Origin of the sequence: Flavobacterium aeripolare, assembly GCF_013294025.1 — a bacterium.
Taxonomy (GTDB): Bacteria; Bacteroidota; Bacteroidia; order Flavobacteriales; family Flavobacteriaceae; genus Flavobacterium.
The window spans coordinates 187,514-202,853 of the sequence record NZ_JABSNL010000002.1; the positions used below are offsets into that span (position 1 = coordinate 187,514).

Annotated in this window: 13 protein-coding genes; 3 read left to right on the forward strand and 10 right to left on the reverse strand. The window is 33.8% G+C overall.

Translation table 11 applies throughout. From position 1 onward, the window contains the following. Nucleotides 1–186 precede the first annotated feature (186 nt). From lipB to HNQ00_RS03105, 3 genes are read right to left on the reverse strand one after another with little or no spacing between them, the layout of a single operon-like run. Nucleotides 187–885 (reverse strand): lipoyl(octanoyl) transferase LipB, encoded by a 699-nt coding sequence (lipB, locus tag HNQ00_RS03095; RefSeq protein WP_173836873.1) that lies wholly within the window; start codon nt 883–885, stop codon nt 187–189. A 1-nt stretch (nt 886) separates the two neighbouring features. After that, nucleotides 887–1,666, reverse strand: coding sequence for a hypothetical protein (locus HNQ00_RS03100; protein WP_173836874.1), 780 nt, complete (start codon nt 1,664–1,666; stop codon nt 887–889). A gap of 59 nt (nt 1,667–1,725) precedes the next feature. Then, on the reverse strand, nt 1,726–2,451 hold the full coding sequence (locus HNQ00_RS03105) for a hypothetical protein (protein WP_173836875.1): 726 nt from the start codon (nt 2,449–2,451) through the stop codon (nt 1,726–1,728). A 292-nt stretch (nt 2,452–2,743) separates the two neighbouring features. On the opposite strand from HNQ00_RS03105, the gene lysS reads away from it, so the two are divergent. Then, nucleotides 2,744–4,447, forward strand: a complete 1,704-nt coding sequence (gene lysS / locus HNQ00_RS03110; protein ID WP_173836876.1) for a lysine--tRNA ligase — start codon at nt 2,744–2,746, stop codon at nt 4,445–4,447. A gap of 61 nt (nt 4,448–4,508) precedes the next feature. Here lysS and HNQ00_RS03115 read toward each other — a convergent pair whose 3' ends face one another. The 6 genes from HNQ00_RS03115 to HNQ00_RS03140 form a co-directional block, all read right to left on the reverse strand. After that, nucleotides 4,509–5,534, reverse strand: a complete 1,026-nt coding sequence (locus HNQ00_RS03115) for a 2-hydroxyacid dehydrogenase (RefSeq protein WP_173836877.1) — start codon at nt 5,532–5,534, stop codon at nt 4,509–4,511. A 105-nt stretch (nt 5,535–5,639) separates the two neighbouring features. Beyond that, the gene (locus tag HNQ00_RS03120; RefSeq protein WP_173836878.1) at nt 5,640–7,445 is read right to left on the reverse strand and encodes a hypothetical protein; all 1,806 of its coding nucleotides are present in this window, start codon (nt 7,443–7,445) and stop codon (nt 5,640–5,642) included. 165 nt (nt 7,446–7,610) lie between these two features. Then, nucleotides 7,611–8,423 carry a 23S rRNA pseudouridine(2604) synthase RluF gene (gene rluF / locus HNQ00_RS03125; protein WP_173836879.1) on the reverse strand — a complete coding sequence of 271 codons (813 nt, stop codon included), beginning with the start codon at nt 8,421–8,423 and terminating at the stop codon, nt 7,611–7,613. A 92-nt stretch (nt 8,424–8,515) separates the two neighbouring features. Further along, nucleotides 8,516–9,364 carry an alpha/beta fold hydrolase gene (locus tag HNQ00_RS03130; protein ID WP_173836880.1) on the reverse strand — a complete coding sequence of 283 codons (849 nt, stop codon included), beginning with the start codon at nt 9,362–9,364 and terminating at the stop codon, nt 8,516–8,518. 39 nt (nt 9,365–9,403) lie between these two features. Next, a complete protein-coding gene (locus HNQ00_RS03135; protein ID WP_173836881.1) occupies nt 9,404–10,183 on the reverse strand; it encodes a zinc ribbon domain-containing protein in 780 nt (259 codons plus the stop codon). 3 nt (nt 10,184–10,186) lie between these two features. Further along, a complete protein-coding gene (locus HNQ00_RS03140; protein WP_173836882.1) occupies nt 10,187–11,281 on the reverse strand; it encodes a Nif3-like dinuclear metal center hexameric protein in 1,095 nt (364 codons plus the stop codon). 73 nt (nt 11,282–11,354) lie between these two features. Between HNQ00_RS03140 and lpxK the strand changes: the two genes are divergently transcribed. Both lpxK and HNQ00_RS03150 read left to right on the forward strand, forming a co-directional pair. Then, nucleotides 11,355–12,380, forward strand: coding sequence for a tetraacyldisaccharide 4'-kinase (lpxK, locus tag HNQ00_RS03145; RefSeq protein ID WP_173836883.1), 1,026 nt, complete (start codon nt 11,355–11,357; stop codon nt 12,378–12,380). Continuing rightward, nucleotides 12,352–13,164 (forward strand): purine-nucleoside phosphorylase, encoded by an 813-nt coding sequence (locus HNQ00_RS03150; protein ID WP_173836884.1) that lies wholly within the window; start codon nt 12,352–12,354, stop codon nt 13,162–13,164. Before lpxK ends, HNQ00_RS03150 begins: the two co-directional genes overlap by 29 nt. On the opposite strand, the gene HNQ00_RS03155 is transcribed toward HNQ00_RS03150, so the two are convergent. Continuing rightward, nucleotides 13,154–15,340 carry a tetratricopeptide repeat-containing hybrid sensor histidine kinase/response regulator gene (locus HNQ00_RS03155; protein WP_173836885.1) on the reverse strand — a complete coding sequence of 729 codons (2,187 nt, stop codon included), beginning with the start codon at nt 15,338–15,340 and terminating at the stop codon, nt 13,154–13,156. The genes HNQ00_RS03150 and HNQ00_RS03155 overlap by 11 nt on opposite strands.

Genomic DNA, 15,340 nt, shown 5'->3' on the forward strand with positions numbered 1-15,340 from the left:
TAATTAGATGTTTTTTAACGGATAAAATGTTTTAATAATAGTGTGGTTAATAATTTTTAATTTTAAAAATGTTAGTTGTGCTAAAAGATAAAAAAGTTTGAAATATGTAAAAAAAATAGGCTAAAACGTTTTCGTTTTAGCCTAAGAATTGCGGTGGTACTAGGTAAGTATTAGTTTGTTGTTACCTTATATGAATTCACTTTCAAACAATTGCGAAAAGTGCTTTAGTATTTTTGATTTTATATCTTGCTCATCTACACGGTCAATTCCTAATTCTACATTTAAAGAGGTCACCGCTTTTCCTCTAATTCCGCAAGGAATGATGTTGTCAAAATAACCTAGATCAGCATTTACGTTTAATGCAAAGCCATGCATAGTAACCCAGCGAGATGCTCGTACACCCATAGCGCAAATTTTTCTAGCAAATGGCGTTCCTACGCCTAACCATACACCAGTTTCTCCTTCGCTACGACCACATTCTAAACCGTATTCTTGTAACGTTAAAATAATCGCTTCTTCTAGAAAGCGAAGGTATTTATGAATGTCTGTAAAGAAGTTTTCTAAATCTATAATAGGATAGCCTACAATTTGTCCTGGTCCGTGATAGGTGATGTCACCTCCACGATTTATTTTATAGAAGGTAGCTCCTTTATCTGCGAGTTGTTTCTCAGATAGAAGTAGGTTGCTCAAGTCTCCACTTTTGCCCAAGGTGTAAACATGAGGGTGTTCTACAAATAAAAAGTAATTAGGAGTTTCTAATTCTAATTCTTCTCTACGATTTCTAATTTTGATATCTACGATACCTTTAAATAGTTCTTCTTGGTATTCCCAAGTTGCTTGGTAATCTTTGTTTGCAAGATCCTGAAGCTGTATTTTTTTGTTCATTTTATTCAAATTCTACTTTAAAACTTAAATCCATATTTTCTGATAGATTTTCCATAGCGATATCTTTTGTAAAGCTCTTTCTATCTGCTGCTATTATAACGTCTGGGATGGATACTGACTTGATTCTTTTTGGGAAATGATACGCTATCGAATACTTGCATTCTTTTAAAAAATCTCCCAACTTCTTAGAAAATTCATCCTCTGGTTCCTCTTCCTTCTTAACTTTTGTCTTTGATTTCTCTTTGTCAAGTTTCTTTTGTTGGTCTTTTGTTAAGCTAACCGTCTTTGTGAAAAAATTGCCGTCATAACTAAAACTTGTATTGCTGGAATTTTTTTCCTTTGAAGGTTTCATTTTGTTGCTAGCAATTTTTTTATCGGTGAGCGATAAGAGTGACGCTGCTTTTGTGGGTGATACCATATTAGCCATACTATCTACTGCTGGAAAGTCAAATTCCATATCATAGCTAAATTCCTTTTCTATTTCGTTAATTTTCATTTTAACTCTAAAACGTTCAAGCATTTTATACTGTGCTTGTTCGATTTCAGATAATTTAGAAATGCTATCCTTGAGAGGTAGCATAAGCTCTTTAAAAGTAAAAACAGAATCCATTACTTTTGGCACTTTTGTCGAGTCGGTTGATTTTCCCATTTTCATGAGAGCCGATACGTCAAAACCATATGAAAATGTACCTGAGCCATCTTCATTTATAACCATTTTTTCCTTTATGGTACAACTTGTAAAAACAAAAATTGACAGTAACAGTAGTAAAAGTTTCTTCATCTTTTTTTATTGCAAAGATACAAACTCTACTTTATAAAGAAGGTACTGTTTGCTGGTGATTACTCTAAGGTTACTGTTAAGTTTGTACTAAGAGGATCTTTTAGAAAGTCTAAAATGGCGAATTGTAATTTTAAGGATTTTTTATCGTCACTAATTACCGCGCTGCTATTTGATACTGATTTGATTTTAGTTGGAAAATGATATTCCAGTATATAGGACTGCATCAATTTTAAGTCGTAAATTTTATTGTAAGACGATAGCTTTTCTTTTTCTTTCTTTAAAATAGTATCATTTGTGATGGTAACTATTCTATTAAACTGCTTGTTCTGTAATGTGTATTGTATAGTATAATAATGTTCTTCGGCTGTTAATGCGTAATTGTGCACGATGTCGCTTACGTAATTTTCGGTTTTAGAGAGATCGGCTACATCTTCTACCTTTTGAAATTCTTGAGATATGGTTGTGCGAAACTCCTTTTCAAAAGCACTTTTTTTAAGATGAACTGTCACCTCTTTAAATCTATTAAAGAGTGCTTTTTCTGTTTCGGTATATTTTACAAAATTAGTATTGTACTTGGTTATATAGTCCTTGAATACATAAGTCGTGTCTTGCTCCGCTGTCTCCTTAGTGTAATTTTCTCCTGCGATTTGCAGGTAACTATTTTCGTTTCTATGACTGTCAAATACTACTGTTCCGGAGTAATCATCATTAATATGTACTGTCTCTGTGACTTCGCAACTGATTAATAATGGAAGCGCAACTAGTAGAAGAAAATATTTTTTCATGTTAGAATCATTGATTTTATATGGTCTAAATATACATGACTTTTATATTCTAATTTCTTTTTTTGGCTATATATTCTTGTGAAAAATTCTTGTGCTAAAATAGCCCCGATTGTAAGTGGTATCCCGCGCCTTTTATTGGCGTGGATAAAACGGAAAGCGGGAGGAGCGTTGTTTATTTTCGAAAAAGTACTGCTCCAGAAATTTACTTTAATGATGTATGATTTTTAGCATTTGTTCACTTTGCAACTTTAACACATAAAGACTATCTTTGCGCTCTTAAAATTAGAGTAAAATGGCACTATCAGAACAAGAAATTATCCGTAGAGAAAAACTACAGTCCTTACGTAATTTGGGTATCAACCCTTATCCAGCAAATCTTTTCCCTGTGAATCATACTTCGAAGCAAGTGAAGGAAAGCTTTGAAGAAGGTAAGAAGGTTATTGTAGCCGGACGTTTGATGAGTGTGCGTGATCAAGGAAAAGCTTGTTTTGCTGAGCTTCAAGATAGCGAAGGCCGCATTCAATTGTATGTGAATCGTGATGTGCTTTGTGAAGGTGATGATAAAACGTTGTACAACCAAGTATTTAAAAAATTAACCGATTTAGGTGATTTTATAGGTATCGAAGGGGAATTATTTACTACAAAAGTTGGTGCGCAATGCATACGTGTAGACCAATTTACTTTTTTAAGTAAAACATTACGTCCGTTGCCATTACCAAAGGTAGATGAAGACGGAAAAGTGCATGATGCTTTTAATGACGCTGAATTGCGTTACAGAATGCGTTATGTAGATTTGACGGTAAACCAAAACGTAAAGGAGACCTTTATTAAGAGAACAAAATTGTTCAACGCCATGCGTGGTTTCTTTAATGATGCAGGATATCTAGAAGTTGAAACTCCGGTTTTACAATCAATTCCTGGTGGTGCTGCGGCAAGACCGTTTATTACTCACCATAACTCACTTGATATGCCTTTGTACATGCGTATCGCTAATGAGTTGTACTTAAAAAGATTAATTGTAGGTGGTTTTGATGGAGTGTATGAGTTCTCTAAAAACTTCAGAAATGAAGGAATGGATAGAACGCACAATCCTGAGTTTACTGCCATGGAAATATATGTAGCCTACAAAGACTACAACTGGATGATGGAATTCACTGAGAATTTATTAGAACATTGCGCTGTGAGCGTTAATGGGACTAGTGAAGCAGTTTTTGGTGAGAACAAAATCAACTTTAAAGCTCCTTATGCTCGTGTAACAATGACTGATTCTATCAAGCATTTTACAGGATTTGATATCTCTGGTAAAACAGAAGCAGAATTGTTTGATGCTGCAAAAGGAATGGGTATCGAAGTAGATGCTACAATGGGTAAAGGAAAATTGATTGATGAGATTTTTGGAGCAAAATGTGAAGGAAATTACATTCAGCCAACATTTATTACTGATTATCCTAAGGAAATGTCGCCACTTTGTAAAGAGCACCGTGACAATCCGGAGTTAACAGAGCGTTTTGAATTAATGGTTTGTGGTAAAGAGGTTGCCAATGCATATTCTGAATTAAATGACCCAATTGATCAAAGAGCGCGTTTTGAAGACCAAATGCGTTTAGCTGAAAAAGGAGATGATGAAGCAACTGGAATTATTGATGAAGATTTCTTGAGAGCATTAGAATACGGAATGCCACCTACCTCTGGATTAGGAATAGGAATGGATCGTTTAATGATGTTCTTAACCAATAATGCATCAATTCAAGAAGTATTGTTTTTCCCACAAATGAGACCGGAGAAAAAACAAATTACTGTTGAGCTTGAAGCAGACGAGAAAACAATTGTTGCTATTTTACAAGCGAATGAAAACCAAATGGAATTTGGTTTACTGAAAATTAAATCAGAATTAAGCGGTAAAAAATGGGACAAAGCCATGAAAAATCTATCCGCTTTAGGTATGACAGAAGTTGTTGTTGAAGGTGACGTAAAAGCTTGTAGATTGAAAGGATAATTCTTTATACTAAATTATATATTTGAAAAAGGAGCTTCTTGATGAAGCTCCTTTTCTAGTTTTATGCTAAAAGCGCCAATTTATTATCGATATTATCTTTTGACAATAATGATTCAATATTACTTAAAGTAGTCAATGCAATTTGTGTTAAAGCCTCATTTGTAAAAAAAGCTTGATGCGCCGTCACGAGAACATTAGGAAAACTCATCAAGCGCTGAATTTCGTCATCTTGAATAATATCATCAGACAGATCTTTAAAGAACAGTTTTTCTTCTTGTTCGTAAACATCAATACCTAAATAGCCCACTTTCCCCTCTTTCAAAGCTGTAATAATGTCTAATGTGTTGATTAAAGCACCACGACTAGTATTGATAATCATTACGTTATTTTTCATGATCGAAAGCGCTTCTTTATTGATTAAGTGTCTGGTTTGCTCGTTCAAAGGGCAATGTAGTGAAAGGATATCTGCTTGCTTAAAAATAGTATTTAAATCAGTGAATACGACAGCTTCTTTCTGCATCTCAGGATCTGTAGTAATGTCGTAAGCTAAAATAGTACAGCCAAACCCTTTTACTATTTTGGCGAATGCCTTACCTATATTTCCTGTTCCAATTATACCAATGGTTTTCCCGTGCAGGTCAAAACCTAATAAACCGTTCAGTGAAAAATTTTGCTCTCGAACTCTATTATAAGCTTTGTGTGTTTTTCTATTTAACGTTAAAATCATTGCCATGGCATGTTCAGCAACGGCCTCTGGAGAATAGGAGGGAACACGACAAACATGAATTCCGAACTTCTTAGCAGCTTCTAAATCTACATTATTAAATCCTGCACAACGAAGTGCTATTATCTTCACTTTCTTCTGAGCTAGTTGTGCGATAACTGCCGCATCTACAATGTCATTTACAAAAACGCAAATGATGGTTTCGTCCTGAAGTAAAGCAACCGTTTTACTATTTAATTGCGGTTCTAAAAATGTAAGTGCAAAGTTAAAATTAGAATTATATTTTTCGAAAAAAGTCTTGTCGTAAGGCTGTGTCGAGAAAAAAGCAATCTTAGTATGTTGGTTTTTAGTAATTGGCTTCATAGAAAGTTTTGATTGATTTTAATTTAGTTAACTGGAACTAATTTAAGTTTAATTATGATAAGAAGTTGTAAAGCGACTTGTTATTTAGACAAGTCGCTTTTGTTTTTAAACCAATTCTAGTTCTGGTATAGCAAGTTGCAGTAGCTCTTGCTTTACTATTTCCATTGCTTTTTGCGCTTTTTGATTTTCTACTTTCGAAAAATAATTTCCGTTGAATAACTCTTTATAATAGTCAATTCCCACTAATAGATTATTTTTAAATGCATGCCACTTTTTAAGTTGTCCACTAGTAAGTGTTTCTGAAACAGTGTTGATTTCGTTTTGTAAATAATCCACATACATCTTTAGTTCTTTTATGAACATATTTGGTCGGTTAGTATTTGTTAATACCGAATCGTTTCCGTAGATGTGCTGTGTCATTTTTGACAAGGATACTTCTTGATCAAAGTACGCCATATTTGGTCCTGGGCAGATCACTACTCCTTGAGCTTGCCCTTTTATTTGCATATCATTTTCTAGATAAGATGCATTGGCTAAACCAACACAAAGGCAAGATTTATCGGTTATTTTATTTTTAGCATTTTCATACATTGTAGCAGATAAGGTCTTTTTTGTAGCTTCTAATTCTTTAAGTTTTACATCTTGATATTTCTTAGAGGCAGTACATATTCCTTCTGGACCTAGTTCTTTGCTTAACGCCAAAAATCTTTTTGGGCAAGAGCTTCCTGCTTTATTTTCTAGTATGCGTTTTTGTTTCAGGGCTTCATTAGTTGTTCCTTTTAAGGTGTTAAACGGAATTCCTAGTGGTGATATGGGACTTAAGTACAAGTCTTCTTCTTTGGCTTTAGCCAATAGTTCGCGTGTGTGTGCATCGACAGAAGTTGCCTCGGGAACTAATAAAAACGGACTTCCCCATCCTACTGAATCTACTTGAAAATGGTTTAATAAAAAATCATGCTCTTCTGCTGTTCCCACGCCTCCCTGCACGGTAATCTTTAATTCTAATGGGTTTACGGGAACATGTTTTTCTTTAATCGTTAGCGCTTTAACCATTAAATCATGCGCAGATTGTATAAGTTGCGCTTTCTTTTCTTTGAATTCTTCTAATATAGGGCCTAATAAGTGACCTTCTGTAGCAAAGGCATGTCCGCCACAATTTAAGCCAGATTCTATTCGATATTCAGAAACCCATAATCCTTTTTTAGCTAAGAAATTCCCTTGTATCATAGCCGATCTAAAGTCACTCACTTTTAAAGTAATTTTCTTGCTTAGATAATTATTTTCATCGGGATAAAAGGCCTCATAATTTTCAAAATAACTATAAAGTCTAGGGTTCATCCCAGCAGATAAAACAACCGAAGAATTTAAGCTGCTATTTGCAAAACCACGAAGAGAAGCATGAGCGTCGTTAAAAGTTGTTGGTAGTTGTTCATTCTTTACAAAATTATCCTTATCAACTTTTGTCATAATATTTACGTCAATTGCTCCCGGAGATAAATGGGACTCTAGGTATTGCCTAACTGTTTCCTTACCTTCATCCATTATCGAAAGTAGTCCTTGCTTAATTTCAGATTTATTAGGCAGCATGGCGATATAGTTGGCTAAATTTTGCTTGCTTTCTGCTAGTTCATCTTTAAAATTTTCAAACTTATCCTTTACAATTGTGTTCACTAAATTGAGGTAAGTGCTAATGCGTTCTGCACGATGATCGACTGCTTTTTGAGTGATTTCTTGATAGGGGATAGCACACTTTTTACTGTAAAAACTGCGCATTCGTTCAATTAAATCATCGTCGATTATTGAAATCACTGATGAGATCCCGTAGTGTGCTACTCTAATAGGGCTGTCAATTGTGTATGCTAGCCCCATTACAGGTATATGGAATGTGTGTGTTGATTTATTTGCTGTCATAAAATGTAAATTTTAAAATAAATTAGATACAAATATGATCAAATTAGTAACGTTGAAAAATGATAAATATCAGCTAACGTTTACTATTTATTTAGGTGTGAATATGGTTAAAAAAAATGCTCCAAATTAAAAGTGTAATTTGGAGCATTTAGTTTTTTGTAAATTTTAGTAGTCATTACGATCTTTAAATCGAGGATCATCTCTCTTGATGAATTCAGTTCTTCTTTTAGGGGCTTCTGTTTTAGGTAAGCTAGCTTCTTCTGTTTTACTTGAAGGTTCTATAAGTTCGTTGAGCTCTTTAATCTCTGCATCAGTAAGATCGCGGTAACGACCTACTGGTACGTCAAGTGAAATATTAATGATACGAATTCTTTTTAAAGCAGTTACTTCGTATCCTAAATATTCAGTCATTCTACGAATCTGGCGATTCAATCCTTGTGTTAAAATAATTTTGAAAGTGTATTTGCTAATTTGTTCAACTTTACACTTACGGGTAATCGTATCTAATATAGGTACGCCATTTCCCATTCTTTCAATAAAACGATCTGTAATTGGACGGTCTACGGTAACAGTATATTCTTTTTCATGATTGTTTCTGGCGCGCAAAATTTTATTTACGATATCTCCATCATTGGTCATAAATATCAATCCTTCACTAGCTTTATCTAATCGACCAATAGGGAAGATGCGCTTTGGGTAATTTATGTAATCAACAATATTGTTTTGTACATCTAAATTAGTAGTACATTCAATCCCAATAGGTTTATAGAAAGCGAGATAAACAGATTTTTCTCTATTTTCTCTAATTAGTTTACCATCGATACGCACTTCATCGTGCATAGATACCTTGGTCCCTAATTCTGGAACGACACCGTTTATTGTAACTCGACCTTGCTCGATGATTTTATCGGCTTCTCGGCGAGAACAAAAACCAGTTTCTCCAATAAATTTGTTTAGTCGTTTTAGATTTTCTTCCATAGCACAAAAGTAGTACTAAATTGTTAAATCGTTTACTCGCTCGAATATTTATTTAGTGCTTGTTGAAAATTGTAAGGGTGTTGAGCTGTATTTTATTTCGATTCAAATAAAAATTGATATACTTTGTTATATAAAGTCGCGTCATGCATGCTGTGTCCAAGACCATTTGTTTCTATTAATACGGCATTTTTCCAGGTTGAAGCTATTTTTGTTGCTTCTGCAAATAAGACAACGTTGTCATCAATATCGTGTGCGATCAAACCCGTGGTGGCGATTTGTGAAGCAAACAGCGTACCAGAAAATTGATTTATATTAAGATTGAAATGATTGAGATAGTGGTTTTTGAGGCCCTTATAAATGGTATTGTTTAGGCTAAGCATGGCAATGTAATTGTTTAGAATAACCTTAAAGTCGCTAGGAGAACCTAATATCACCATTTTTTTTATATCCGAATTCTGATATTTGGCTTGGTAGTACAAACAGGTTTTAGCACCTAGAGAATGTCCAAGTAAATAAGTGGGCTTATATTGTTGTGCGATCTGGTCAATAAAAGTTGCATACTGAGGAATATTAAATTCTTTTCCGCTGGATAATCCGTGAGCGGGACCATCTAATGCAATAATAGTACTTCCTGATTTTTTTAAATACGGAATTATATTTTCCCAGCGTGAAGCATTACTTTCCCATCCGTGAACTAATAGTATTACGGTGTTGTTTCCTTTCCAGGTATAACTTTGAAAGTAGTCGTCGTTATTGTAATGTGTTTCTGTGGAAGCTTCTTGTAAAATTGTAGGAAGCGCTTTTTTGTCTAATCGACCCTCTCGTGGTTCACTAAATAGGGAGTAAGCGAGTTTGATGGCTTTTGCAGGATTTACATAACTAAGGATGTTGATGTAAAGACCAATAGACTTTGTAAAAATTGTTTTGAAGATTTTTTTCATAATAAAAAAGTCCCGATGTGTATCGGGACTTAAATATAATTAAAATTTAGAAAATAATTTTTCCATTTTTTCTTTTTCTTCGTCTGCAAGTTGACTGTCAACTAGAATTCTTCCTGAATGCTCATCAGTAATGATTTTCTTTCTAGAAGCAATTTCTACTTGAGTTTGTGGTGGAATCGTAAAAAACGACCCTGCTGATGCTCCTCTTTCGATAGAAACAACTGCTAATCCGTTACGAACACTTGTTCTAATTCTAGTGTAAGCAGCTAAAAGTCTGTCTTCAATTAAGTTTTGAAATTCAAGAGATTTTTCAGTTAAGTAAGCTTCTTCTTTAGCAGTTTCTGCCATGATAGCTTCAAGCTCAGATTTCTTGTGCTTCAAGTGGTTAGCTTTTGTTTCTAACTTTTCTTTTGACTGAGAAATAATTGCTTTCTTGTTTTCAATAGAAGCTTTCATTTCTTTAATTTGCTTTTCAGCTAATTGAATTTCAAGTTCTTGAAACTCAACTTCTTTAGTTAAAGAGTTGAATTCTCTATTGTTACGAACACTTTCTTGTTGTTTTGTGTATTTTTTGATAGCCTCTTTGTGCTCATCAATCGCATTCTTTTTTGATTTGATTAGGTCTTCAACTACTTCTAAATCCCCTTTCAATTTCTCAGAACGTGTGCTCAAACCAGCAACTTCATCTTCTAAATCTTCCACTTCTAGAGGCAGTTCTCCTCTTACATTTCTAATTTCGTCAATTCTAGAGTCAATCAATTGTAAATCGTAAATTGCTCTTAACTTGTCCTCAACACTTAATTCTTTCGTATTCGCCATATTCTATAAGTACTTAACTGGATTTGTATTTTCTTCAGATAAAATGATTGCAAAATTAAGGATTTTTTTCCGAAGATAATCAACAATATAATTTTTTGTATAGCGTTCGCTCTCAAAATGTCCAATATCGGCTAATAATAGCTGATTTTCGGCCTCATAAAACTGGTGATACTTTAAATCGGCAGTCAAAAAAGCATCGGCACCAGCCATAATTGCATTTTTTATAGCATAACTACCTGATCCACCTAAAACGGCAACTTTTTTTATTTTTTTATTAGTAAAAGCAGAGTGACGAATACCTCCAGCTATCATTTTATCTTTTACAAGTTGTAAAAATGCTTCTTCTGGCATTGCTTCTTCAAATGAACCTACCATTCCTAAACCTATATTTTGATGGGTATTTTGTAATTCATAGATTTCGTATGCAACCTCTTCATATATATGACTCTCAAATAAGGCCTTTAAAATCTTAGATTCTAAATATTTTTCAAAAGTAACTTCGATCTTGAGTTCGTTAGTTTGTACCGTTTGAAATTGTTCTCCTATCACAGGATTGCTGTTTTCATTACCGCGATAAGTACCACTACCTGTAGAGCTAAAGCTGCATTCGTCATAATTACCTATACTGCCGGCTCCTGCAGTAAATAATGCTTTTCTCACTTGATCGGCATTTTCGGGTACGGTAAAGGTGATTAATTTTCGAATAAAATTTTGTTTAGGAATCAATATGCTTGTGTTTTTTAGTCCTAGGGCATCACAAAATATCTTATTTACCCCTTGTTGATGGTTGTCAAGAGCGGTATGAATCGCAAAAATCGCAATGTCATTTCTAATTGCTTTTATAACGGCACGCTCAACATAATTCTTGCCAGTGATTTTTTTTAATCCTGCAAATAGAATAGGATGAAAGCATACGACTAAATTGCAGTTCTTGCTGATTGCTTCGTCGATAACATTCTCTAAGGCATCGTGACAAACTAAAACTCCCGTTGCTTCTTGATTTTGATCTCCTACTAATAAGCCTACATTATCAAAATCTTCGGCATAAGCTAATGGTGCCATCTCTTCTAGTACTGTAAGAATCTCTTTTATCTTCATTTTTGATTTTTTCGAATAAACAAATTAACGAATAAACAAATCAACTTTAAAATAAAAAATATACTTTCGTATAATGAATTTACTGCGCAAAATCCTTTTTCCCCTTGCTATTATTTATGGTTTGATTACTGCTATTCGAAATTATTTATTTGATATAGGGGTATTTAAATCAGCTTCATTTTCTATTCCGGTGATAGCTGTGGGTAATTTAAGCGTAGGGGGAACGGGCAAGACGCCTCAAATTGAATATCTAATTCGTTTACTACAAGATGATTATAAAGTAGCGACCTTAAGCCGTGGATACAAGCGAGAATCTCAAGGGTATATTTTAGCAGATGATAATGCAACAGCAAAGACAATAGGTGATGAGCCTTTTCAATATTTCCAAAAATTCAATAAAATACAAGTAGCAGTCGATGCTAGTAGAAAAAACGGAATAGAGCAATTGCTGTCACAAAAACAAAAGCCTGAAATTATACTGCTAGATGATGCCTACCAACATAGAAAGGTAAAAGCAGGATTTTACATCTTGCTTACGGCTTACGGCGACTTGTATGCGGATGATTTCATGCTACCTACTGGAAATTTAAGAGAGTATAAAGGTGGCGCAAAACGTGCCAATGTAATTGTGGTCACAAAGTGTCCTGCTGCGCTATCTACAGCAGAACAAGAAACCATAAGAATCAAGCTCAAGTTGTCGCGCGGGCAACAATTATTTTTCACTACCATTGCTTACGACGACACGGTGCATTCTATAAATAATAGCTTAGCGGTTAGCGAAATCCTTAAAAAAGACAAATTACTTTTGGCAGGAATAGCTAAACCCGAGTCTTTTTTTGCATATTTGCAGGCTGCAAATGATTTAACGATGGTATATCCAGACCATCATCATTTTACAGATAACGATATTATAGCGATAAAAAATAAATCAAAAAACAACATCATCGTAACGACTGAAAAGGATTTTGTTAGGTTAAAAGGGAGTGCTCTGGATGGACAATTGTATTACCTGCCTATTAAAAGTAATTTTCTAACAGCAGCTGATTTGTTTGATAAAACAATTTTAAATTATGTGGGAACAAGTACAAGAAACGGTTAATTATATTAACAACATCAATCATTTTAATCCTGAGTACGGTGTTATTTTAGGATCAGGTCTTGGTAGTTTTACTGAAGATATCAAAATCGAATTTACATTACCTTATAGCGATATACCTAATTTTCCAGTATCTACCGTTCAGGGACATAAAGGAGCATTGGTTTTTGGAACAATAGGAGATAAAAAAGTCGTTGCAATGCAAGGGCGCTTTCATTTTTATGAAGGTTATTCTATGAAAGAAGTAACTTTTCCTGTGCGTGTTTTAAAATATTTAGGGGTAAAAAAACTGATCGTTTCTAATGCTTCTGGAGGAGTTAATCCTGAGTATAAGATAGGTGAAATTATCATTATTAAAGATCATATTAATTTCACACCAGAGCATCCTTTAAGAGGAGCAAATGATGAACGTTTTGGTCCTAGATTTGTAAACATGAGTGAGCCTTACTCTCGCAAAATGATTATTAAAGCTAAAGAGTTAGCCGCAAAACTATCTATAGAAGTAAAAGATGGGATTTATCTTGGTCTTCAAGGCCCTAGTTTTGAAACGCTAGCAGAATACAAAATGGTTAAAATTCTTGGTGCTGATTGTGTAGGTATGTCAACGGTGCCAGAGGTAATTGTAGCGCGTCATATGGATCTTGAAACTTTTGGCGTATCAGTAATTACAGATATAGGTGATGAGGCTAATATTGATTCTATTTCGCATGACGAAGTATTAGAAGCTGCGCAAAGTGCAGAGCCAAACGTGAGAAAATTAATTAGAGAGTTGATTATTAACTACTAGTTAGTACAAGACTTTTTGAAATTACATTGTAAAAATTCTCTGGAGAGAATGGCTTTGTAACTACATCATTCATGCCGTAAGATAATAGCATTTCTCTATTTTCATCTAGAGAAATGGCTGTTATGGCAATAATAGGAATCGATGTATTGAATTTTCTAATTTCCTGCGTTGCAATAGTTCCATTAATTCCGGGTAAATGCACGTCCATTAATACAATGTCGTAGTGATTGTTAGCGAGATTTGTAATTGCTTCCTCACCATTGTCTATAACAGTGCAATTTGCACCCTTATTTTGCAGCATCTTAACGGTAATCATTTGGTTAATTTTGTTGTCTTCAACCACTAATATGTTTTTATTTAACAATACTGAATGATCTTCATTTAATAAATTTGCACTCATTTCGTCTGAATTTTTATCTATATTAAATTCAAGTTCAAAGCTAAATGCAGAGCCTTCTCCTAATTTACTTTTAAGTTCAATTTCTCCTCCTAATACAGAAACTAGCTTTTTAACGATTGTCAATCCCAATCCAGTGCCACCATATTTTCTGTTGATTTCTACAGAGCCTTGAGAGAAGCTTTCAAATACTGTTTCAAGTTTATCATCAGCAATTCCTATTCCTGTATCGGTAATTGTAAAGTAGACTGTAACTGTGTTCTCTGAAATCAAATTTGCTGTAGTTGAAATAGTAACCGCGCCATTTTGAGTGAACTTTAAAGCATTATTGATCAAATTCATAAAGATTTGAGAGAGCTTTGTTGGATCGCTTAATAATGTTTTTGGGATTTTTTCGTCAAATAGAACGTTGAAATAGTTGTTGTTTGTAATCGCGAGACCATTTAAGGAACTCTTAATATCAGTTAGTAGTTCTTTTAAATCGAAAGGAATGTTTTCTACATCAATTTTATTAGACTCAATTTTATTTATTTCTAAAATTTCATTGATAAAGGTAGCTAAGTAATTACCAGAAAACTTTAATGATGCCAAGTAGTGAAGCTGTGATTTTTTTGGATTTTCTTCTAACAGTAAATGTGTGATTCCATTTATTGCATTTAACGGAGTTCTAAGTTCATGACTTACTGTTGATAAAAATTCCGATCTAGCTCTTGACGCTTTTTCTGTTTTTTCTTTTTCTAAAATTAGTTCCTTATTCTTTTCTTTAAGTAGTAAATTAGTCTTAGTACGGATGACATTATTTTTATATAAAGACAAACTTAGCAATGATAAAATCGAAATAAGAGCAATGGCTAAAATATTGATTAGCTTAGAGAATTTATTATTCCTTTCTTCGTCTGCTAGTTCTTTATTTGCTCGCTCGATAGATTTAAGTCTCTGGCTTTCTTTAAACTGGTCGTAATCGTCAATTCTTAATTTCTGATTGTTTGAAATTCGTAAGCTTTCTTTTAAATTGAGGTGTAATTTTAAAAAAGAATACGCTTTGTTTTTCTCTAGTAGTTTTTCGTAAACGGTGCTTAATGCAAATGCAATCTCTGATTTTTGATCGATATTTTTACTTTTGGAATTTTCTTCAAAAGCTTTCGAAAAATAATTTAGAGCAACGTTGTAGCGATTATTTGCTAATTCAATCAAACCTACTTGGTAGTAAGCCTCGGCTTTAATGGTGGTGTTCTCAGCTGTAGGATTTGTTGCGATGATACTATTGAATAAGTTAGTGGCTATTTTTGGTTTTCCAACAGACCTGAAAATAATTCCTTTTTGTACTGTTATAGCATCGTCTAAATCATGGTTTGGTATGGGTAAAGCTCTTCTAATAGCTAAGCTTTTATCAATATATCTTTTGGCAGAACTGTAATCTTTTTTTCTTATTTTGGCTAAGCCAAGGTAGTAATAGGCATCTGAATACGATACCGAAGCAGCTTGCTTTTTAAAAATTGCAATGCTTTCAGTTAGAAAATTTTCGGCATCTTCATTTTTATTAAGATCAAAATAAAGCTTCCCTAAAACAAATGTTTGACATGCTTTATTGTAACTGTCTTGATTTTGCTCGCTGTAATTAATTGCCTTTTGAGTATAATAAATGGCATTTTTATAGTTGTCTTCTGCGGTGTTCTTTGTTGCTAATTTACTATAAATAGAAGTGCTATCTACATCCGCATTTTTTTGCGAATATAGTAGTACAGAAAAATGAAGAAGAAAAACCAAAAAATATTTCAT